Annotated in this window: 15 protein-coding genes; 11 read left to right on the top strand and 4 right to left on the bottom strand. The window is 47.0% G+C overall.

Annotated features, from left to right (window positions below; all coding sequences use genetic code 11):
- Positions 1-118: 118 nt before the first annotated feature.
- Entirely contained in the window at positions 119-277 is a 159-nt protein-coding gene (locus G499_RS21630; RefSeq protein WP_154658265.1) for a hypothetical protein, read from the top strand.
- Here the strand turns inward: G499_RS21630 and G499_RS0100745 are convergent.
- On the bottom strand, positions 267-1,460 hold the full coding sequence (locus tag G499_RS0100745; protein ID WP_154658264.1) for a glycosyltransferase family protein: 1,194 nt from the start codon (positions 1,458-1,460) through the stop codon (positions 267-269). The two genes, G499_RS21630 and G499_RS0100745, sit on opposite strands and share 11 nt — an antisense overlap.
- A gap of 121 nt (positions 1,461-1,581) precedes the next feature.
- Between G499_RS0100745 and G499_RS0100740 the strand changes: the two genes are divergently transcribed.
- From G499_RS0100740 to G499_RS0100730, 3 genes are read left to right on the top strand one after another with little or no spacing between them, the layout of a single operon-like run.
- Entirely contained in the window at positions 1,582-2,256 is a 675-nt protein-coding gene (locus G499_RS0100740; RefSeq protein WP_035726193.1) for a DUF697 domain-containing protein, read from the top strand.
- 23 nt (positions 2,257-2,279) lie between these two features.
- Positions 2,280-2,978 carry a ComF family protein gene (locus G499_RS0100735; protein ID WP_026998353.1) on the top strand — a complete coding sequence of 233 codons (699 nt, stop codon included), beginning with the start codon at positions 2,280-2,282 and terminating at the stop codon, positions 2,976-2,978.
- Between the two features lie 32 nt (positions 2,979-3,010).
- On the top strand, positions 3,011-3,559 hold the full coding sequence (locus G499_RS0100730) for a hypothetical protein (protein WP_026998352.1): 549 nt from the start codon (positions 3,011-3,013) through the stop codon (positions 3,557-3,559).
- Positions 3,560-3,595: 36 nt separating this feature from the next.
- On the opposite strand, the gene G499_RS0100725 is transcribed toward G499_RS0100730, so the two are convergent.
- Positions 3,596-4,099: a hypothetical protein gene (locus G499_RS0100725; protein ID WP_026998351.1), complete on the bottom strand. Its 504-nt coding sequence runs from the start codon at positions 4,097-4,099 to the stop codon at positions 3,596-3,598.
- A 151-nt stretch (positions 4,100-4,250) separates the two neighbouring features.
- Positions 4,251-6,137, bottom strand: coding sequence for a phosphoglycerate dehydrogenase (serA, locus tag G499_RS0100720; RefSeq protein WP_026998350.1), 1,887 nt, complete (start codon positions 6,135-6,137; stop codon positions 4,251-4,253).
- Positions 6,138-6,601: 464 nt separating this feature from the next.
- Between serA and G499_RS0100715 the strand changes: the two genes are divergently transcribed.
- Together G499_RS0100715 and G499_RS0100710 are read left to right on the top strand one after the other, a co-directional pair.
- A complete protein-coding gene (locus G499_RS0100715; protein WP_026998349.1) occupies positions 6,602-9,721 on the top strand; it encodes a SusC/RagA family TonB-linked outer membrane protein in 3,120 nt (1,039 codons plus the stop codon).
- A gap of 33 nt (positions 9,722-9,754) precedes the next feature.
- Positions 9,755-11,230, top strand: a complete 1,476-nt coding sequence (locus G499_RS0100710; protein ID WP_051295803.1) for a RagB/SusD family nutrient uptake outer membrane protein — start codon at positions 9,755-9,757, stop codon at positions 11,228-11,230.
- 96 nt (positions 11,231-11,326) lie between these two features.
- Here the strand turns inward: G499_RS0100710 and G499_RS0100705 are convergent, their stop codons facing one another.
- Positions 11,327-12,316 carry an aspartate-semialdehyde dehydrogenase gene (locus G499_RS0100705; protein ID WP_026998347.1) on the bottom strand — a complete coding sequence of 330 codons (990 nt, stop codon included), beginning with the start codon at positions 12,314-12,316 and terminating at the stop codon, positions 11,327-11,329.
- Positions 12,317-12,664: 348 nt separating this feature from the next.
- On the opposite strand from G499_RS0100705, the gene G499_RS0100700 reads away from it, so the two are divergent.
- The 5 genes from G499_RS0100700 to G499_RS0100680 all read left to right on the top strand — a co-directional run bounded on the left by G499_RS0100700 (position 12,665) and on the right by G499_RS0100680 (position 17,548).
- Positions 12,665-13,903 (top strand): ABC transporter permease, encoded by a 1,239-nt coding sequence (locus tag G499_RS0100700; RefSeq protein WP_026998346.1) that lies wholly within the window; start codon positions 12,665-12,667, stop codon positions 13,901-13,903.
- 267 nt (positions 13,904-14,170) lie between these two features.
- Complete coding sequence (locus G499_RS0100695; protein WP_026998345.1) at positions 14,171-15,112, top strand: hypothetical protein; 942 nt, start codon at positions 14,171-14,173, stop codon at positions 15,110-15,112.
- Between the two features lie 140 nt (positions 15,113-15,252).
- Positions 15,253-15,849, top strand: coding sequence for a translation initiation factor IF-3 (gene infC, locus G499_RS0100690; protein WP_026998344.1), 597 nt, complete (start codon positions 15,253-15,255; stop codon positions 15,847-15,849).
- Positions 15,850-16,046: 197 nt separating this feature from the next.
- Entirely contained in the window at positions 16,047-16,439 is a 393-nt protein-coding gene (locus tag G499_RS0100685) for a hypothetical protein (protein WP_026998343.1), read from the top strand.
- Positions 16,436-17,548 (top strand): hypothetical protein, encoded by a 1,113-nt coding sequence (locus tag G499_RS0100680; RefSeq protein ID WP_026998342.1) that lies wholly within the window; start codon positions 16,436-16,438, stop codon positions 17,546-17,548. Before G499_RS0100685 ends, G499_RS0100680 begins: the two co-directional genes overlap by 4 nt.
- Positions 17,549-17,562 lie beyond the last annotated feature (14 nt).

Raw genomic sequence — 17,562 nt, 5'->3', positions numbered from 1 at the left:
TTTTGTGTGTTGAGGTTTCTACATCAAAAAATTAGGCAAGAAATACTGATGCGTGCGGGTTATTCGTTATATTTAGCAATTAGTAACCAGTCCATACTTTTTCAAAACTTGATTTGTTATGTTCCAGCCAACCAAAATCAGTACACGCCTTTCGTGGATGTTGGGCGTAGAGTCGGAGCTACAGCCCTCTGCCGACCAACGAGCCAGCAAAACAGCCAAAGCACGCCAACAGCAGCCGCAGAAGTCTAGCCGAATTGTGGATACCTTTAAAAGCTGAGTGTCCAATGTTTCGTAGCCTGTTGCAAGGTCAAGTATTCGGCCTCACCCCATAAAGCCTCTTTCAGAGGCTTTGCTTTTTTGGGGGGAGGGTATATTTTGTTCCAAAGCTGTTCGGGCGCTTCCTGCCAATCTGTGAAGCAAAATCTTGAAGCCGGATACTGCGTTAAGAACTGCGACCAAGCTTCATTGTGCGTAATGAGCATTGGCTTGCCCAATGCCAGAGCCTCATACATACGTGTAGGAATACGTGCGCGCAGGTTTGATGTAAGTCGATAGGGCAACAACACCCAGTCGGCAGCCTGCATGTAAGCCATACAGCGCCCATGAGGTACGGGCTGCGTGCCATCTCCTTCCCTTATCCAATAAATAAGCTCAGGATATTGAGCGGCCAAACTATGGAGCTTTTGGGCATACATTTCTTGTGGTGCATATCCGACTAAATACAGCTGTACAGGATAGCCAGCACTAGACAGCGCCAGCGTTTGAGCTATCGCTTCGGTGATACCATAAGGTTCAGAAAGCGTGCCAGTACACACCAAGTTTAGCTTTTTTTCAGAAACTGTGGCCGGCGGAGTCTTATGCATCTCCACAAGCGCCTTATTGGGCAGGATAAATACTGGCGCTTTGGTGTTGCCAATGCCGCCACTAATCCAAGGAATCTCCTCGGCATAACAATATTCCGCAAGCCACAACTGCGCCAACGAAGGATAGACCATTCGCTCTAGGGTTTCGATAAGCCATGTCAAGGGTTTGCGCCACAAATAGGGATAGGTGCGGCCATAGCGCAAGTTGTGGCTGTAGTTTTCTTGCATATCATAAACCACCTCACAACCCACCCAGTACTTATATAAACAAGCCCAAGGCAGCAGCTCTAAGGCACAAACAACCACTACCTGTGGACGCAAACGCCGGAGAGTACGCCAAAATTGCCACCAAGCCCACAGTCTACGCCAGCCCCAGCGCCGCCCTAAGCGCAGCGGATGTGTATGAAAGCCATCAGGCATTGACTTAGGCATCGTTACACTGCGCCCAAATAAATGAATGGATGTTTGTGGTAGGCAATACCGAACACCCAAGGCTAGTTTTCCGTACATCCGAATGTCATCCAATGGCTTGAGTACTGAAGCCAAGAAAATCAACGGATTAGTGGTCTTATTAGCGGTATTTTTAATATCTTGCATTCAATAAATTCATCATAAAACCAGTGCTGCCTAGCACCTTAGAAGCCAACAACCAAGCCCCACTCCCTTCATTAATTATTACATTCTACATAACAACCTTTCATACACAAACAATTCGATTATGGAAAAAAGCAGAAGACAGCGCGGTGAAGACGTTATCAACTCACACATCTTATGGGCTATGGGAGCAGGCGCTATCCCTTTGCCTATGCTTGATATAGCGGCGGTAACGCTCATCAAGTTAGATATGATCAAGCAGTTGTGTCATATCTATGAGATTGACTACTCCGAAGAATCAGGCAAGGGCATCATCACCAGCCTAGCCGGAAGCACATTGGCCAAAATCGGGGCCTCCTTTCTCAAGGCTGTGCCCATTATTGGCGGTGTTTTAGGTTCCTTGTCGATGGGGGTTATCTCAGGAGCCTCTACCTTTGCCATTGGCCAAGTATTTCTCAATCAATTTGAACAAGGCAAAGGCATCAGCGATTTTGACACTGACTCCTTGCGTACCTTTTATGAAGAACAATTTGAAAAAGGTAAGAGCTATGTAGAGTGGCTCAAAAAACAAACCGGCCTTGGAGAGGACGCTTCCAAACAATCGTCCAAGCGTGAAAACCCTACTACTAAACCCTACAGCAACCCAAGCGCTACTCCTGCCGGCAGCGGCAGTAGCAGCAACCCTACCGCCGACGTAATTGGTGAGAAGCTCCGCATCTTGGCCGACCTCAAAAGCAAAGGCATCCTATCGGAAGAGGAATACAACCAAAAACGTGCCCAGCTTTTGAGCCAAATCTGACCCTGACGCTAACCAATTAGATTATGACTCCATTTCAGTGGGCAAGTTTATGGCAAGACTTCGTAACAATGCTTTTCCCGCATTGTTGCCTTACTTGTAATGCTGCACTGACCTCCCAAGAGCAGCAAGTATGTGTAACTTGTCAGGCGAATTTACCCACCACGGATTTGCACCAATATCAGCCCAACCCATTACATTACAAGCTCTCGGGCAAGGCCGAGATTATGCATGCGATGGCCTATCTGCAATTTAGTAAAGGAGGTAAAGTACAACGGCTACTGCATAGCCTCAAATACCACCATAACCCTGAGCTAGGCCGCCTGTTGGGGCTTTGGTATGGGCATTATCTGCGGGGACAGGGTTGTCAATTTGACTTTGACCTCATTACTGCCGTTCCCTTACACCCCAGTAAGCTGCGCAAACGCGGCTACAACCAAAGCGCTGTCTTTGGACAGGGGCTGGGAGAGGCCTTGCAGATTCCATTTGAAGAGCTACTCATACGCCAACGACATACCGAAAGTCAAACCCGTAAAACCCAAGCCGAGCGCTGGACCAATGTGGCCGAGGTTTTTGCACCAGCGCGTACTCCCTTATCAGTCAAACACTTGCTCTTGGTAGATGATGTCATTACTACCGGAGCTACCTTATCGGCCTGTATCCAAGCACTCCAAGCCGCCGGTGTGATGCGCCTCAGCATTGCAACCATCGCTACGGCAGGCTAATCACTGTCTCTACCACCCTTGATTCCTGTTTTATGTTACAGAATAATTTTAACGAATACAAGCAATTACGCCCAGAAACCCAACTCAACGCAGAGGGCTTCCAAGAATTGGTATTGCTCTACCCTTTGCTGTATGTCTTACAATCAGATGATAGGGTGGATGATTTTGAGCGTGCGTTTCTGAATGCGATGGTTACACATCGTAATCAGCTTCAGGATACAGCCCAGCTTGATGCACTCAAACAAGAACTTGCCTTTATGCAGCGCCACCGGGGCTATGCCGAAGCTATTCTGCTAGATACGCTCAAGCATTTGGTACATACCCTTGACCTCCAGCGCCCTGTACTAGACTGGATGGTAGCTGCCGCACAGGCCAGCGCCAATGATTTTAGCAACAACCTCCTCTATAGTACCCACGTCCCCCAGTGGCTACGACTACCTCGATGGGTATTAGGCGGATTTTTACACGCCAATACCGAGAAAAAATTTATTTCGGAAAATGAAAAAGAAGCTATTTTGTATATCCTCAATAACATAGATGCACTAACCCCTGAGAACAAAGAATACCTATCGGGGCTGTAATAAGCTCCGAATATCCTGAAAGTAATCTCAAAAAGGTTACTGTGTTTGTAGCTGTTTGGGATCGATGTAGCGAATTACCCGGCCAAGCGCCAACTCCACACTCCACATTCCCACCAATTGATTGTTTTCTATGTAGGGTGCCAGAAAAAGCACTTTGTTTTCTTTTTTAAAGAGTTTTACATTGGCCGCCGGAGCTTCTACTTGTTGCTCAGCACTATACTGATATGCCTCTAGTAGTTGTAGAGCATAGGGGTGTAAGGATGTAACAGTTGTATCTTTGAATCGAACGACCTGTATTTTACCCTCATATTGTGTGGTAATAGAATCTTGGCAAATAGGGTTTTGACGGATACGAGCAATCATTTCCTGACCTTGGGCAAAAACCCAAGACGTAATCTGTCCATCGGTTAGGCGCTTGATTTGGCGAGTGGCTTGCTCTTCGGCGATGGCGTTGCGGTCATATTTTTTATCAAAACAAGCCACAAGGCCTCCTCCTAATACAAGCGCCAAAAAGGCTAAAGTCAAGGTTTTTGTATTCATACAACAAAGATAAGGCTGTTTGGTGAAAAAGCCGTCGGGGTTCTCCAACGGCTTCTACTTTTTCAGATTTTGTGCTCCATCCCCTTTGTTCATATCAGGCTACTTGGTTGATAACCAGACTAATCACTCGGGTAAACTCGTCAACAGGCCATCAATACAAAACTCTAAACTTGATGGTATGCCCAATATTTTTGAGGTCTGCAATCACCCCTTGCTGGTAGGAGCTGTCGATGTCAGTAATCACATACCCCACGTGTTCGTTGGTTTTGAGGTATTGCCCCAAGATATTGGCCTGATGTTGGGCGAGTACTTGGTTGATTTGAGCCAAAATACCGGCGGTGTTATGGTGTATGTGAATGAGCCGGTGTGCGTGTTGTTGTTCGGGAAGCTGCAGATTGGGGAAATTGACACTGCCGAAAGTATCGCCCTTGTTGATGTAATTGATGAGTTTGGCCGGCACAAACTCCGCGATATTTTCTTGCGCCTCTTCTGTGCTTCCGCCGATGTGTGGCGTGAGGATGACATTGTCTAGCCCAAGCAAGGGTGATTGGAAAGGCTCATCGTTGGTTTTGGGTTCATATGGGAATACATCGACACTAGCACCACGCACTTTCCCACTTTTGATGGCCGCTACAAGCGCGTCAATATCAACCACAAAGCCACGGCTGAGGTTCAGAAAGATGACCCCCTCTTTCATCAGGCCAAACTCGCGCTCACCGATGATGTTTTGATTCGTTTTGCGTCCATCCACGTGAAGCGTAACAATATCGGCCACCTGTAACAAATCATCTAGGCTGGCTACTTTTTTGGCATTGCCCAAGGCCAGTTTCTCAACGGTATCATAGTAGTAGACTTCTAGCCCAAGGCTTTCGGCAATCACAGATAGCTGGGCGCCGATATTGCCATAGCCTATGATTCCTAGTTTTTTGCCACGCACTTCGTAGCTGTTTTTGGCTGATTTGTCCCAAATACCGGCGTGCATCTTCCTATTGGCTACAAAGGTATTGCGCATCAGCAAAATCATCTGCCCCAGCGCCAACTCTACTACGCTGCGGGTATTGCTATAGGGAGCATTGAATACAGCAATGCCGCGCTTGAGGCAGTCGTCGAGAGCGATTTGGTTAGTACCAATACAAAACGCCCCGATGGCCATTAGCTTGTTGGCGTGCTCAAGCACCCGAGGGGTAACCTGTGTTTTGGAGCGGATACAAAGGATGCTGACGTTTTTGATACGTTCGCACAACTCATCTTCATCAAGCCCTCCGGCCACTATATCTACACTGTAGCCCTCTTCTTGGAAACGCGCTACGGCCTTGGGGTGGATATTTTCGAGTACCAACACGCGGATACGGTTCTTGGGGTAAGAAAGCGCTGCCGGCAGTTGGTTGTCAAATAAAAATTCATCTAGGCTGGGAGCAACATGGTCGGCTTTTTCGGAGACGGCATCGCGCACTACGTTTTCGGTGAAAGCATAAAACTTGTTGGCCAGCCCTGCCTCTCGAATTTCGTAATCGGTATAGCCATCCCCCAACACATAGACATCACCTTTTAGGTCTAGTGCTCTGATTTGCAACACCTTCCCTTTGTCCTTACAGAGTAAGATATCCTCCCTGTAGCCAATGATATTACCTTGTGCATCATACCGGAATTCGTTGGCAAAGATATGGTCTTCCTTGATACCAAAGGGCATCACAATAGGGGCAATAAACTCCCGAAAGCCACTAGAGATGATGTAGATATGATCGGCATAGTTTTGTAAAAAGGCTTTGTTGCGCTGAAAAGAGGCTGATACCTGTGCCCTCAATCGCTCGACCAGCAAAGGTAGATGTTGTCGGTTGGCTTGTAAGCGCTGTATGCGGCTGTTGAGCGACTCTGAGAAAGTCAGTTTACCTTCCATCCCTTCGTTGGTGATGCGCCGTATGTCGGCCAACCTTTGAGCCCGCTCCGGATGAGTTTCGAGCGCAATAGCAGCCAGCTCGTCCAGCCCTTCGACCTTGGTGAAGGTGCTGTCAAAGTCGATGATAATGTTCTTTTTCAAAATTTTTTGCGCGTTTTGAGACAAGGAGTAATTGGTTTATAAGGCAAATTAAGAAAAGTAGCCCAATCACACTAGAAATAAACAGCATAAGCCACAAAAACCCTCAAATTGTATCAATAAAACTTTAGTAAAGCCAATTTTATGTTGAACACAGCGCTCGACACTGTTGTTTACTGTCCTTTTGTTTGTATTCAGACCAAAAAAGTAATCGTGTTGCTTTTGTCTTGTAAATACACAGATAAGTTGTTCAGTACAATATCTTTATAGTTTACAACAACAACCAGAAACACAAAATCGAAGTATATTCTGATTATTTCTAAAAAAAGACATATTGTATAGGCTATAATCCATACTACAGAATTTTTTAAACACGAAAAACATCAAAGCATTTTTTTTATCAAAACTTTCTCGTAAAATTACGGGCAATAGTTAATACAAAAATAACTCACTTAATCAAACAACTTATGAACAAATCTTTACTGTTATGTTTGACTTTGCTACTCTCCTTTGTATATATGGGAGTGTTTGCGCAAAGCAGAACGGTAAGCGGGGTTGTTACCGATGAGAACGGCGACCCAATCCCTGGGGTAACCGTAGTAGTGAAAGGCACTACTCAAGGTACCGCTACTGATATCAATGGACGTTACTCTCTTAATGTACCTGAAGGTGCTACACTTGTATTTAGTGGTGTAGGTTTGAGTCCACAAGAGATTGTTGTAGGCAATCAGACTACTATTAGTCCAACTATCAACCCTGACGTAAAATCTCTTACAGAAGTAGTGGTGGTAGGGTATGGCACTATGGATAAAAGAGATCTTACAGGCTCTGTATCCACCGTAAAGGGCGCAGAGATTGCTACCCTTCCTGTACAGAGTTTTGAACAAGCGCTTGCAGGTCGTGCTACTGGGGTGAATGTTACTATGCCCAATGGTGTATTGAATAACCCTCCTATCATTCGTGTACGAGGTACAAACTCCATTACATCCGGCTCTTCTCCATTAATTGTAGTAGATGGACTTCCCATTGTATCAGGTCAAGCATCTCAGATTGGCTTTACGGTTAATAACCCCTTAGGAGATATTAACCCTAGCGACATTGAGTCTTTAGAAGTCTTAAAAGATGCCGCCTCCTCAGCTATTTATGGCTCTAGAGCTGCCAATGGTGTTATTTTGATTACAACCAAAAAAGGGAAAACAGGTCGCCCACAAGTGAAATACGATACTTGGATAGGGATTACGGAGGCTTTCCGCCGGTTTGACTTGCTTAATGCTGAGCAGTTTGTAACCATCAAAAATGAAGGTGCTGTAAATGCTGGTAGAGCGCCATATACAGCCCTAGGTATTGATAGTGTTCGGGGGGGCTTTGTGAATACCAACTGGTATGATGAAGTATATCGCCAAGGCATTCAACATAGCCACCACTTGTCTATCTCTGGCGCAACAGAACAAACTCGTTACTATTTTGGTGTAGGTTATACAGACCAAGAAGGGATGTTGAAAGCTAACAACTTTCGCCGCACTACCCTCCGCGCCAATATCAGCCATAAAGTAAACAATTGGCTGACAATGGGCGCTAACTTGGGCTATACCAGTTCTTTTAATCAAAGCCCTAATACAGGCTCTCGTGGTGCATTTGCTACTGGTGGACTTGGCCGAGCCCCACTTGTGTTGCCTCCTAATGTGCCCGCTCGATTTTCTAATGGTGCTTACAACATTGAAGCTGGAAATCGTATAGGTCGTTACGCCAACACTCCAGCGATGGGTAACTGGTTTAATCCTTTGGTAGATATTGAGTTGAGTAAATTCACTTCTGAGAATCAACGTATTATTGCTAATGGATACCTAGAAGTTAAGATTGTTGATGGTCTTAAAATAGGTACATACTATGGCATTGATGCACTCTCTGTGGAGGATATCGATTTCCGTAATCGTATCCATGGCGAAGGTGCGGCTAACAATGGTACTGCTACCAATGCCTATACCCGTAACTATACTTGGAACTGGCAGAATCTTGCTACATTTGATAAGACCTTCGGGGATCATTCACTCAACATCGTGGCTGGGATGGAAACACAACGTACTACACTTGATGTCTGGGGTGGCGCTCGTCAAAACTTGACTGATGGCTTTTTTGTAACCTATCAGGGAAATTTTATTCAAAATACTCCTCCTCCTGCTTTACAAACAGAGAACGGTTTTGTATCATTTTTGAGCCGCGCTAACTATCGATTCAAAGAACGGTACTTGTTCTCAGCCAGCTTACGTCGTGATGGGTTTTCAGCGTTGTCTGCCAACAACAAGTATGGTAATTTTGGTGGTGTTTCTGCTGGTTGGCGGATTTCTGAGGAAGGGTTTTTCAAAGATGCTAACGCCCTATCTTTTGTAAATGAGTTTAAAGTTCGCGCTAGTTGGGGACGTGTAGGTAATGTAGCGATTCCAAACTTTGCGTCTCTCAATCTATATAACGCCGGCTTATATGGTGACTTATCCACTTGGTTCTTTTCACAAGTAGGTAATGATAACCTACGTTGGGAAAGCAGCACAAAGTTAGATGTTGGTTTTGATGCGGCTTTTTTCAACAATCGTATTGACCTGAGCTTTGCATACTACAACAACGTTATTGACCAGTTGATTATCAATAACCCTCAAGCACCTTCAAGAGGTATCCCTAATAATGCTATCGCCCAAAATATTGGCAAAATGCAAAACACAGGTATTGAGTTGGCTATAAGCTCAGTAAACATTAATCGTAATGGGTTTATGTGGACAAGCACATTTAACTTGACCACCAACCGCAACGAAGTTTTGGCTTTAAATGAGCAAAACTCTGATATAACGTCAAGTACAGGTGGCCTAGAGCTAACCAACATTACTCGTGTTGGACAACCAATTGGAAGCATTTATGCAGTGCCCTGGGTTGGGGTAAACCCCGCCAATGGTCAGGCGATGTTCCGCAATGCACAAGGGCGAATTGTACAATATAATCACGCAGCGCCACCAGCCAGCCGTTGGACATTTGTAGACGATGGAGGTGTAGCTTCGTCTCCAGCAGGTGATCGCATAGTAGCAGGTAATACTAATCCCCGCTGGTTTGGTGGTTTAAACAACACCCTAACCTATAAGGGTTTTGACTTCAATATTTTCTTACAATACTCTGGTGGTAATTTCATCTACAATGGTACTCGTGCAGGCTTGCTTGACCAACGTACTTGGAACAACAGTACAGAAGCGTTACAACGTTGGACCTCACCTGGGCAAAATACTACTGTCCCCCGATTAGTACAAGATGATAACATCTCCAATGGTTCCGCTTTCGCCATTACCCGAAATGTTGAAGTAGGCGACTTCTTGCGTGTGCGAAATATTGCCCTAGGCTATACTTTCAAACAAAACTTCATACAGCGTGCGGGGCTCAGTTCTTTACGCATGTATGCGCAGGTGCAGAATGCCTTCCTATTTACCGATTACACAGGAGCCGACCCAGAGGTTAGCACCAATGGAGATAGTAACCTTGCCCCTGGTATTGACCGCAACTCTACTCCTCAAGCACGTACTTATACCTTCGGCTTGAATGTAACCTTTTAGTGTCTGAGTACCTACCAAAACATTAAATCATTTATGAACATGAGATATTTCATCAGTGCTTTTGCACTTAGCTTCATCATCTTATTAGCCTCTTGTAATAGGCTATTGGAGCCTCAACCTGTTACACAGTTGCCTGCCATGGATGCTTTTACCTCTCCTGACCGCATCTTGGCTAACTTGCGTGGGGTGTATGCTGGCGTGAAGTCTGGGCAGTTTTTAGGCGGGCGTATGTTGGTATACCACGATACCCGTGGTGAAGACTTAGTCAATATCACCAACAACGGGGTAACAGCTCTATTCTCTTTTAATCACGGACAAACAGCTGGTAATGCCGAGCCACTCAACTGCTGGAATGCTGGCTACACAGCCATCAACCGCTGTAACGTTTTCCTAAAAGGGCTGGATGATAACCCTAACGTTATCTCTGCTGAATTAGCGACCCAATACCGCGCAGAAGCTCTCTTTTTACGTGCACTTACTTATTATATGATGGTGAATTTATATGCACGTCCATTTGCATTCAATAATGGCTCATCTCCAGGATTACCCTTGCGTATCAGTGCTGAGATTGCACCGGGAGGCTCGGATTTACCTCGTAGTACCGTTGCTCAAGTATACACACAAATCCTAGCAGATTTGAATACAGCAGAACAAAATCTGCCTCTTACTTATGGAACCCCTCTATTAAGAGTTACACGTGCCCACCGAAACGCCGCTATTGCATTAAAAGTAAGAGTATACCTGACTATGCAACGCTGGGGTGATGCTATTACAGAAGCCCAAAAACTTGTTCCCCAAACATCAGCTCCTTTTGCTGCTACTACTGGTGTTGCCAACGCATTGGTAGCCAATGTGGCAACTGTTTATCAAGCACCTTATACCACGGTAGAGTCTGTGTTTTCATTTCCTATGGGAGACAATGATGTACCAGGAGTGCAAAACTCCTTGGTAAGTTATTATGTACCCACTGGGTTAGGTGGCCCAATTGGAGATTATGCCATTCGCAATACTGGGGTAGGAATATTGGCAGATCCTGTATGGACAGCCAATGACGCACGCCGTACTAACTTTATCCGAACAACAGGGACGGGAGCTAACACCATCTTCTGGTGTGTGAAGTTTCCAACTAACCCTCCTGCCAAAGATTTTGTACCGATTATACGTTATGCGGAAGTATTGCTCAATTATGCTGAAGCGCTCGTGCGTCAAAACAATGCCATAGATGCTACAGCCATTAACTTGCTCAATGCTGTTCGCGGACGTTCTGCTCCAACAGCTACTTATACGGCTAGTGATTTTGCAAATCCTGCAGCCCTACTAACAGCTATTATGAAAGAGCGTCGTATCGAATTGCTCTGTGAAGGCTTCCGTGGTATTGATGAAACCCGATTGCTCCAGCCATTACCAGCTAAAGGAACTCTTGCTGCTGTGCCTATCAGTGCCCAAAATTACATCTGGCCGATACCACAGTCTGAGTTAGATAATAACCGTTTGATGACTCCAAATTAGTCTCCTCCTCTTTCTTCATTTAACTAATCAAAACCCACCCCTTGTTGAGGGGTGGGTTTTTCGATTATAGGCTGTTGTTAAGCTATTGCTTAGGTGCTATACCAAGTTTTGCGCCCGTAAGTATTCGGCTATTTGTACGGCATTGGTGGCTGCGCCTTTGCGGAGGTTGTCGGAGACTACCCACATGTTGAGCGTGCGGGGTTGGCTCTCGTCGCGGCGGATGCGCCCTACCCATACGGCATCGTTGCCGTGTGCGTCGAGGGGCATCGGGTATTCGAGCTGCTGGGGGTCATCTTTGACAATTACCCCGGGGGCATTGCAGAGGATTTCGTATACATCGACCATCTCAAAGTCTTGGGCAAACTCCACATTGAGCGACTCGGAGTGGCCACCGATAACGGGTACTCTGACCGTAGTGGCGGTTACACGGATGCTGTCGTCGCCCATGATTTTTTTGGTCTCCAAAATCATCTTCATCTCCTCTTTGGTGTAGCCGTTTTCTAAGAACACGTCGATATGAGGTAAGATGTTGAGGTCTATGGTATAGGGATAAGCTTTGGGGCCATCGATACCGGCGCGTTCGTTCATGAGCTGCTCGACGGCATTTTTACCTGTGCCGGTTACGGACTGGTAGGTAGAGACCACAATGCGCTCCACTTTGTAGCGTTCGTGTAAGCCTTTGAGCGCTACGACCATCTGAATGGTAGAGCAGTTAGGGTTGGCGATGATTTTGTCGCCCTTGGTGAGTACGTGTGCGTTGACTTCGGGGACGATGAGCTTGTGGTCGGGGTGCATACGCCAGGCCGAGGAGTTGTCGATGACGGTAGTGCCTACCTCGGCAAACTTAGGGGCAAATGCGAGGGAAGTGCTGCCTCCGGCAGAAAACAGCGCGATGTCGGGGCGCTGCGCGATGGCATCGTCCATAGAGCAGACGGTGTAGGGCTGCCCTTTGAAGATAATCTGGCTCCCTACCGAGCGCTCAGAGGCTACGGGGATGAGGGTGCTGACGGGGAAGTTGCGCTCCTCCAAAACTTTTAACATTTCGCGGCCTACCAAGCCGGTAGCGCCTACAAGTGCGAGTTTCATAGGTGATGGTAATCAAATGTTGTGGGAACTATGAGTGTCAAAGAAGCGCTAGGGGCTGCGTCGCTTTGCGCTACTGGGGCGCAAGCGGCTTAGGGATAGGCGAGCAGTACCCCGCAGCGAAGCGAGGAGTACAGCCGCCTAGCCCGACCCCGAAGGGGGAAGCCCCAAATCATCCAACATGTCAGTACCGATAAAGCGGCCTAACAGATGTTGGAGAGCCATAACGACTTTGATGTGTACAAAGATACAGCAAAAGCTTGCATCTGTGGTGTTGCTTGAGTGTACAAAGACTAACTTTGTGTCAGACTTGTTGTAAGTTGTGCTCCCTTAGGGTATATTTGTACAATTATGGGAATACGCGAAAACATTCAAGAGGCACTCAAAGCAGTACGGGCCAACTTGCTACGTACGATCCTGACTGCCCTCATCATTGCCATTGGCATTATGGCACTGGTAGGCATTCTGACGGCCATCGACAGTATCAAGGCTTCGGTAGATAACAGCTTTGCAAGCCTTGGGGCTAATGCCTTTGATATCACGACCAATTCCAACCGAGGGCGTGGCCGCCAAGGGGGACGTGAGGAAAAGGTGCAGCAGGCCATTGATTTTTATCAGGCGCGTACTTTTCAGGAAAAGTTGCGCTACCCGGCCACCGTGTCGCTCAGTGTAGAGGTAAGTGGCGCAGCAGAGGTAAAGTATGGGTCTAAAAAAACTAACCCCAATACGCGGGTGTTGGGGGTAAATGAGCATTATCTGACAGCCAACGCCTATGACTTGTCGGTAGGCCGCAATTTTTCGGAGCTTGATGTACAACAAGGCACGCCGGTAGCCATTATAGGTCATGAGCTGGTAGAAAGTGTTTTTGGGAAGCAAAGCCCGCTCAACCGCTCTATACAGCTCCAAGGGCGCTATTATCAGGTAGTGGGCGTGTTGAAAAAGACGGGGGGATCGATGGGCAACTCCGGGGCTGACCGCAGCGTATTGCTCCCTATTGAGGCGGCTAGGCGTATTCCGACTCCTTTTTCGATGAACTATGAGCTGAAAGTAATCCTTGATGATCCTAACGATATGGAGGGCGCTATTGGCGAATCGACGGTGCTGATGCGCAAAATCAGGCGCGACCGCCCGGGCGCACCCAACTCTTTCAGTATAGAACGTAGCGAAACGCTGGCCGAACGCCTCAATAACATCACGGGCTACCTCAAGGCCGGTGGGGGTGTGGTAGGGTTGGTTACTTTGGTGGGAGCTGCGATTGGGCTGATGAATATTATGCTGGTTTCGGTTACGGAGCGTACCCGTGAAATTGGCGTGCGCAAGGCGCTAGGCGCTACCCCTAACCGTATCCGACAACAGTTTTTGATGGAGGCCATTGTCATTTGCCAAATTGGCGGCGCTGCCGGTATTGTGTTGGGAATCAGTATTGGTAACCTCGTGGCGGCGCTTATTGATGCGGGCGGATTTATTATCCCGTGGCTTTGGATTTTTATGGCCGTCGTGATTTCGGCCATTGTTGGGGTTGTTTCAGGGTACTACCCAGCCTACAAAGCCTCCAAATTAGACCCCATCGAGTCCCTGCGTTATGAATAATGAACTAAAATACGATAATTTTTTGTGCAAAGCTTTTGATGTTTATGCGCCAAAGTTATATTTGCTGTAATAACGCTTGCATCTTACATATACTAGAGGATGCGCAAAATATGTTTTTGTAGCAAACCCTACGATAAATTACACTCGAAGCCTTGTTTTTCACCATCAAACACAAAACACAATACCGTATCTTAACCTTTTACCTATTATCTATTGTCGTCTGACGAAGTTAATCTGCTTTTACTATTACTAATAATCCTAAGAAAAATGAGTGATCATAGCGAAAAAACATTCTTTCAAGACTTTGGCCAACAAGGAAATGGCAGAAGTAATGTCCCCATCATTGTCATTTCAATATTGGCTTTGCTGCTTGTTGTATCGTTGATTTTCAACTATACCCTTGCTAGCAAAAATACTTCTAGCACTCGCGAGCTAAACGAACAAAAGGAGAGTATGCGTACCCTCCAAACAGCGCTGACTACTACCGAGGCGCAGATGGAAGAGCTCCGTGAAGAGCAAGAGCGCCTGCTAGACAGCCTCGAAACACAACGCAACGTATTGGAGTCGAAAGTAGATTCTGTAAATCGATTGCTCAACTTCGCCCGACGTGATGCTCAAGGCTCTAAAGCCCGCGTAGCACAGCTCGAAAAAGAGCTGAAGGCGCTCAAAGGACAGCTAGCCGAAGTACAACAAAAGTACGAAGAGGCTGTAGAGTTGAATGCGTCGATTGCGGAAGAATACCGTACACAAATCGAACAACTGAATTTGCAGATACAAAGTTATGATGCTGAAAATCAGCAGCTAAGGGCTGAGCTAGAGCAATTCAAGGGAAGCGCCGACAACCGAACCGCGCTATTTACGACCTTAGTCATTGCTACGCCAGGGCGCAACCGTAACAATGGTAACTTTGATGCTACCTATAACCGCCGCCGCGTAGAAGCCATTGAAGTAAAATACCGCTTAAGCCGCGCCCCACGCCCTACCGAAAATATAGCTATCCGCTTGTTTGACCCCAACAACCAAGAAATCACCGTTTCGGTACAAGGCCGTAGCGAAGTCAACGCCGACCCAGTCAGCAAGACCCGCCTGATAGCCCCCGAAGCAGGCTTCTCCTTTGGTCGTGGTAACTACGAAGTACGCATCTATGCCATCGAAACAGGCAAAGAAGGCAGTGTAGAGATTGGACGTGCCAAATTTGAACTCAAGTAAGCTGATTTGCGTTCTTAAAATAGTACTACACAAAGTATACAAGGTAGATTGTTGTATAGCGATACAACAATCTGTCTTGTTGTTTTATTACAATTAAGCACCCAGTTTTTCTATTATTCATCCAAATCAAGGAGGTAACAATCGCAAGAAACAATTACAGAGGCCCTCGCGGGAGAGTCGAAGAGCCCTATCGCATTAATGAACGTATCAATGCCCCACAAGTACGCCTCGTGGGCGAGAATGTAGAGCAAGGAGTGTATAACACCTCCCAAGCTCGTAGTATTGCGCAAGCACAAGGCTTAGATTTGGTCGAGATTTCTCCCAAGGCAGACCCACCGGTGTGCCGTGTTATCGACTATTCTAAGTTTAAATATGAGCAAAAGAAAAAACAAAAAGAACTCAAAGCCAAAGCCCAAAAAGTGGTGGTGAAAGAGGTGCGTTTCGGCCCTAATACTGATGACCACGACTTTGAGTTTAAGCTCAAACACGCCCAAAACTTTTTGAAAGAAGGTGCTAAAGTAAAAGCTTATGTCCATTTCGTGGGTCGTACTATTATGCACAAGGAACGTGGAGAGGTACTTCTGCTCAAATTTGCGCAAGCCTTAGAAGAAATTGGCAAAGTAGAACAACTCCCCAAACTGGAAGGCAAACGGATGATTATGATGATGGCTCCCAAGCCCGCTACTCCTGCCAAAAAGAAGAAATCTGCGGAAGAAGAAGATGATGCCTCTGAGTAAACAGTAGCCTATGTGCTGTTTGCAAATACGACTAGACATTTTAGAAGCCCACAGTTAACGCTGTGGGTTAAATGAGTACAAGGCTTTAAGCCCATATCAAAGCTTTTTGTTGATATGAGGCTTTCGTTTTGCACATACACTATTTGACACCCAACCCTCTGTGTTTGGGTGTTTTGTTTTGAGCCCAATGTTTGGATATGCATTTCCCCAAAATCTCCCCCCAAAAATACTGGCTCATCGGGAGCACTATCGGCTTTGTGTTAGGGCTGTGGTTGCCCTTTGTGCTGATGCTCAACTACTACCCGCTGTTTCGCTTCGGAATGTTTGCCGAACCTATCCGGCAAGCAGCTCAGGCCGAATACTTTGTGGTATGTAGCGCAGGCCAAAGGCTACAGCCCGAAGCCCTACAGCTGAATCAGGAGTATTACGACTATATTGTCCGACATTACTATTACCGTCAGCAGGGCGTTGCGCTGTTGCGTATTTTTCAAAGTCAGTATCCACAACAGACCACCGACTGGGTGCTCTACCGGCTTTCGGTCAATCAGCCCGATACGCTTGACATCATCACCCTAAAACAAGCCGAATGAGTCGACCCTTATACCTCTCCAAGAAAAGTGCCTTGCTAGGGTTGTTGTTAGGGCTGGCGGGGCTGAGTTTGGCTGCCTATGGTTTATTTTTGTGGGCAATGAACCTGCTGCTGACACAGCCCGAAGCTGACACTCTTTGGCACAGACTGGCCGACCAGGCCTACCCTCGTTGGCGCGTAGAGCTGGCGCGGCTTGGTCATCCTTTTTTTGCGCAAAAAGCTACTCAAGTTGGCTGGCGCTTGGGCCTTTCGTGGCTCGTATTATTACTAGGAATGGGTCTGTATCGGTGGCATCCGGCCTGGCCACAACAATGGCGTCGTTACTGGGCCGGCCACCTAAGCCCTCAAGCCGCCGGCTGCCTACGGGCTTGGTATTGGCTTGTATTTGGGTATTGTACTTATGATTGGTGTTGGGTGTTGGCCAAGCTCGAATCTCTACGGCCATTTTATAGCCCTACGGGTATTTTGGGGTTAGTACAAATGCCCCTTCCTACTACGGAGTGGCTCTGGGCGCTGTGTGGACTGATGTATGGCGCAGCAATCTGGGCGTGGGTGCGTCCCAAGGCCGCAATAGCCGCTAGCCTAGCCATCGTTCTTTTTGTCTTGTTGCAGGGTTGGCTCTACAGTTTTCATAAGCTTGACCATACTTTCGCGCTCTTTACCCTGCTGAGCTATTGGATATTGGTGGGCTATTGGCAACCACAATGGCCAGTGTGGGGGGTGCGTTGGATGCACCTAACGGTCGTATGGGTGTATGTATCCGCAGGTTTAGAGAAAATATTGGTTGGAGGCTGGGCCTGGTTTCAGCCCGAAACATTACAGACCTACCTCCGCCTACATGAGCAGCCGCTTGGTCTATGGCTGGCGCAATACCCTTGGCTTTGTAGCCTGATGGCTGTAATGGCTGTTGGCCTTGAGCTAGCCTTTGGGCTGGTACTTTGGCGGCTTCGGTGGCGCTCTTGGGTGGTTTTGGGCGGCATCCTGTTTCACCAAAGTACCTATCAACTAATGGGTGTGGGCGGCTTATTGTCGCCTTGGCTGTTGTGCTACGGTTGTTTGTGGATACCTTTGCCCAACCAACCAGCGGTCATCGCTCCTAATGGTAGATAATCAGGAAAAAATAA

The organism is Eisenibacter elegans DSM 3317, from assembly GCF_000430505.1.
GTDB classification, from domain to species: domain Bacteria; phylum Bacteroidota; class Bacteroidia; order Cytophagales; family Microscillaceae; genus Eisenibacter; species Eisenibacter elegans.
The sequence above is the reverse complement of the archived record's forward strand: the minus strand, read 5'-3'. Positions and strand labels throughout refer to the sequence as shown.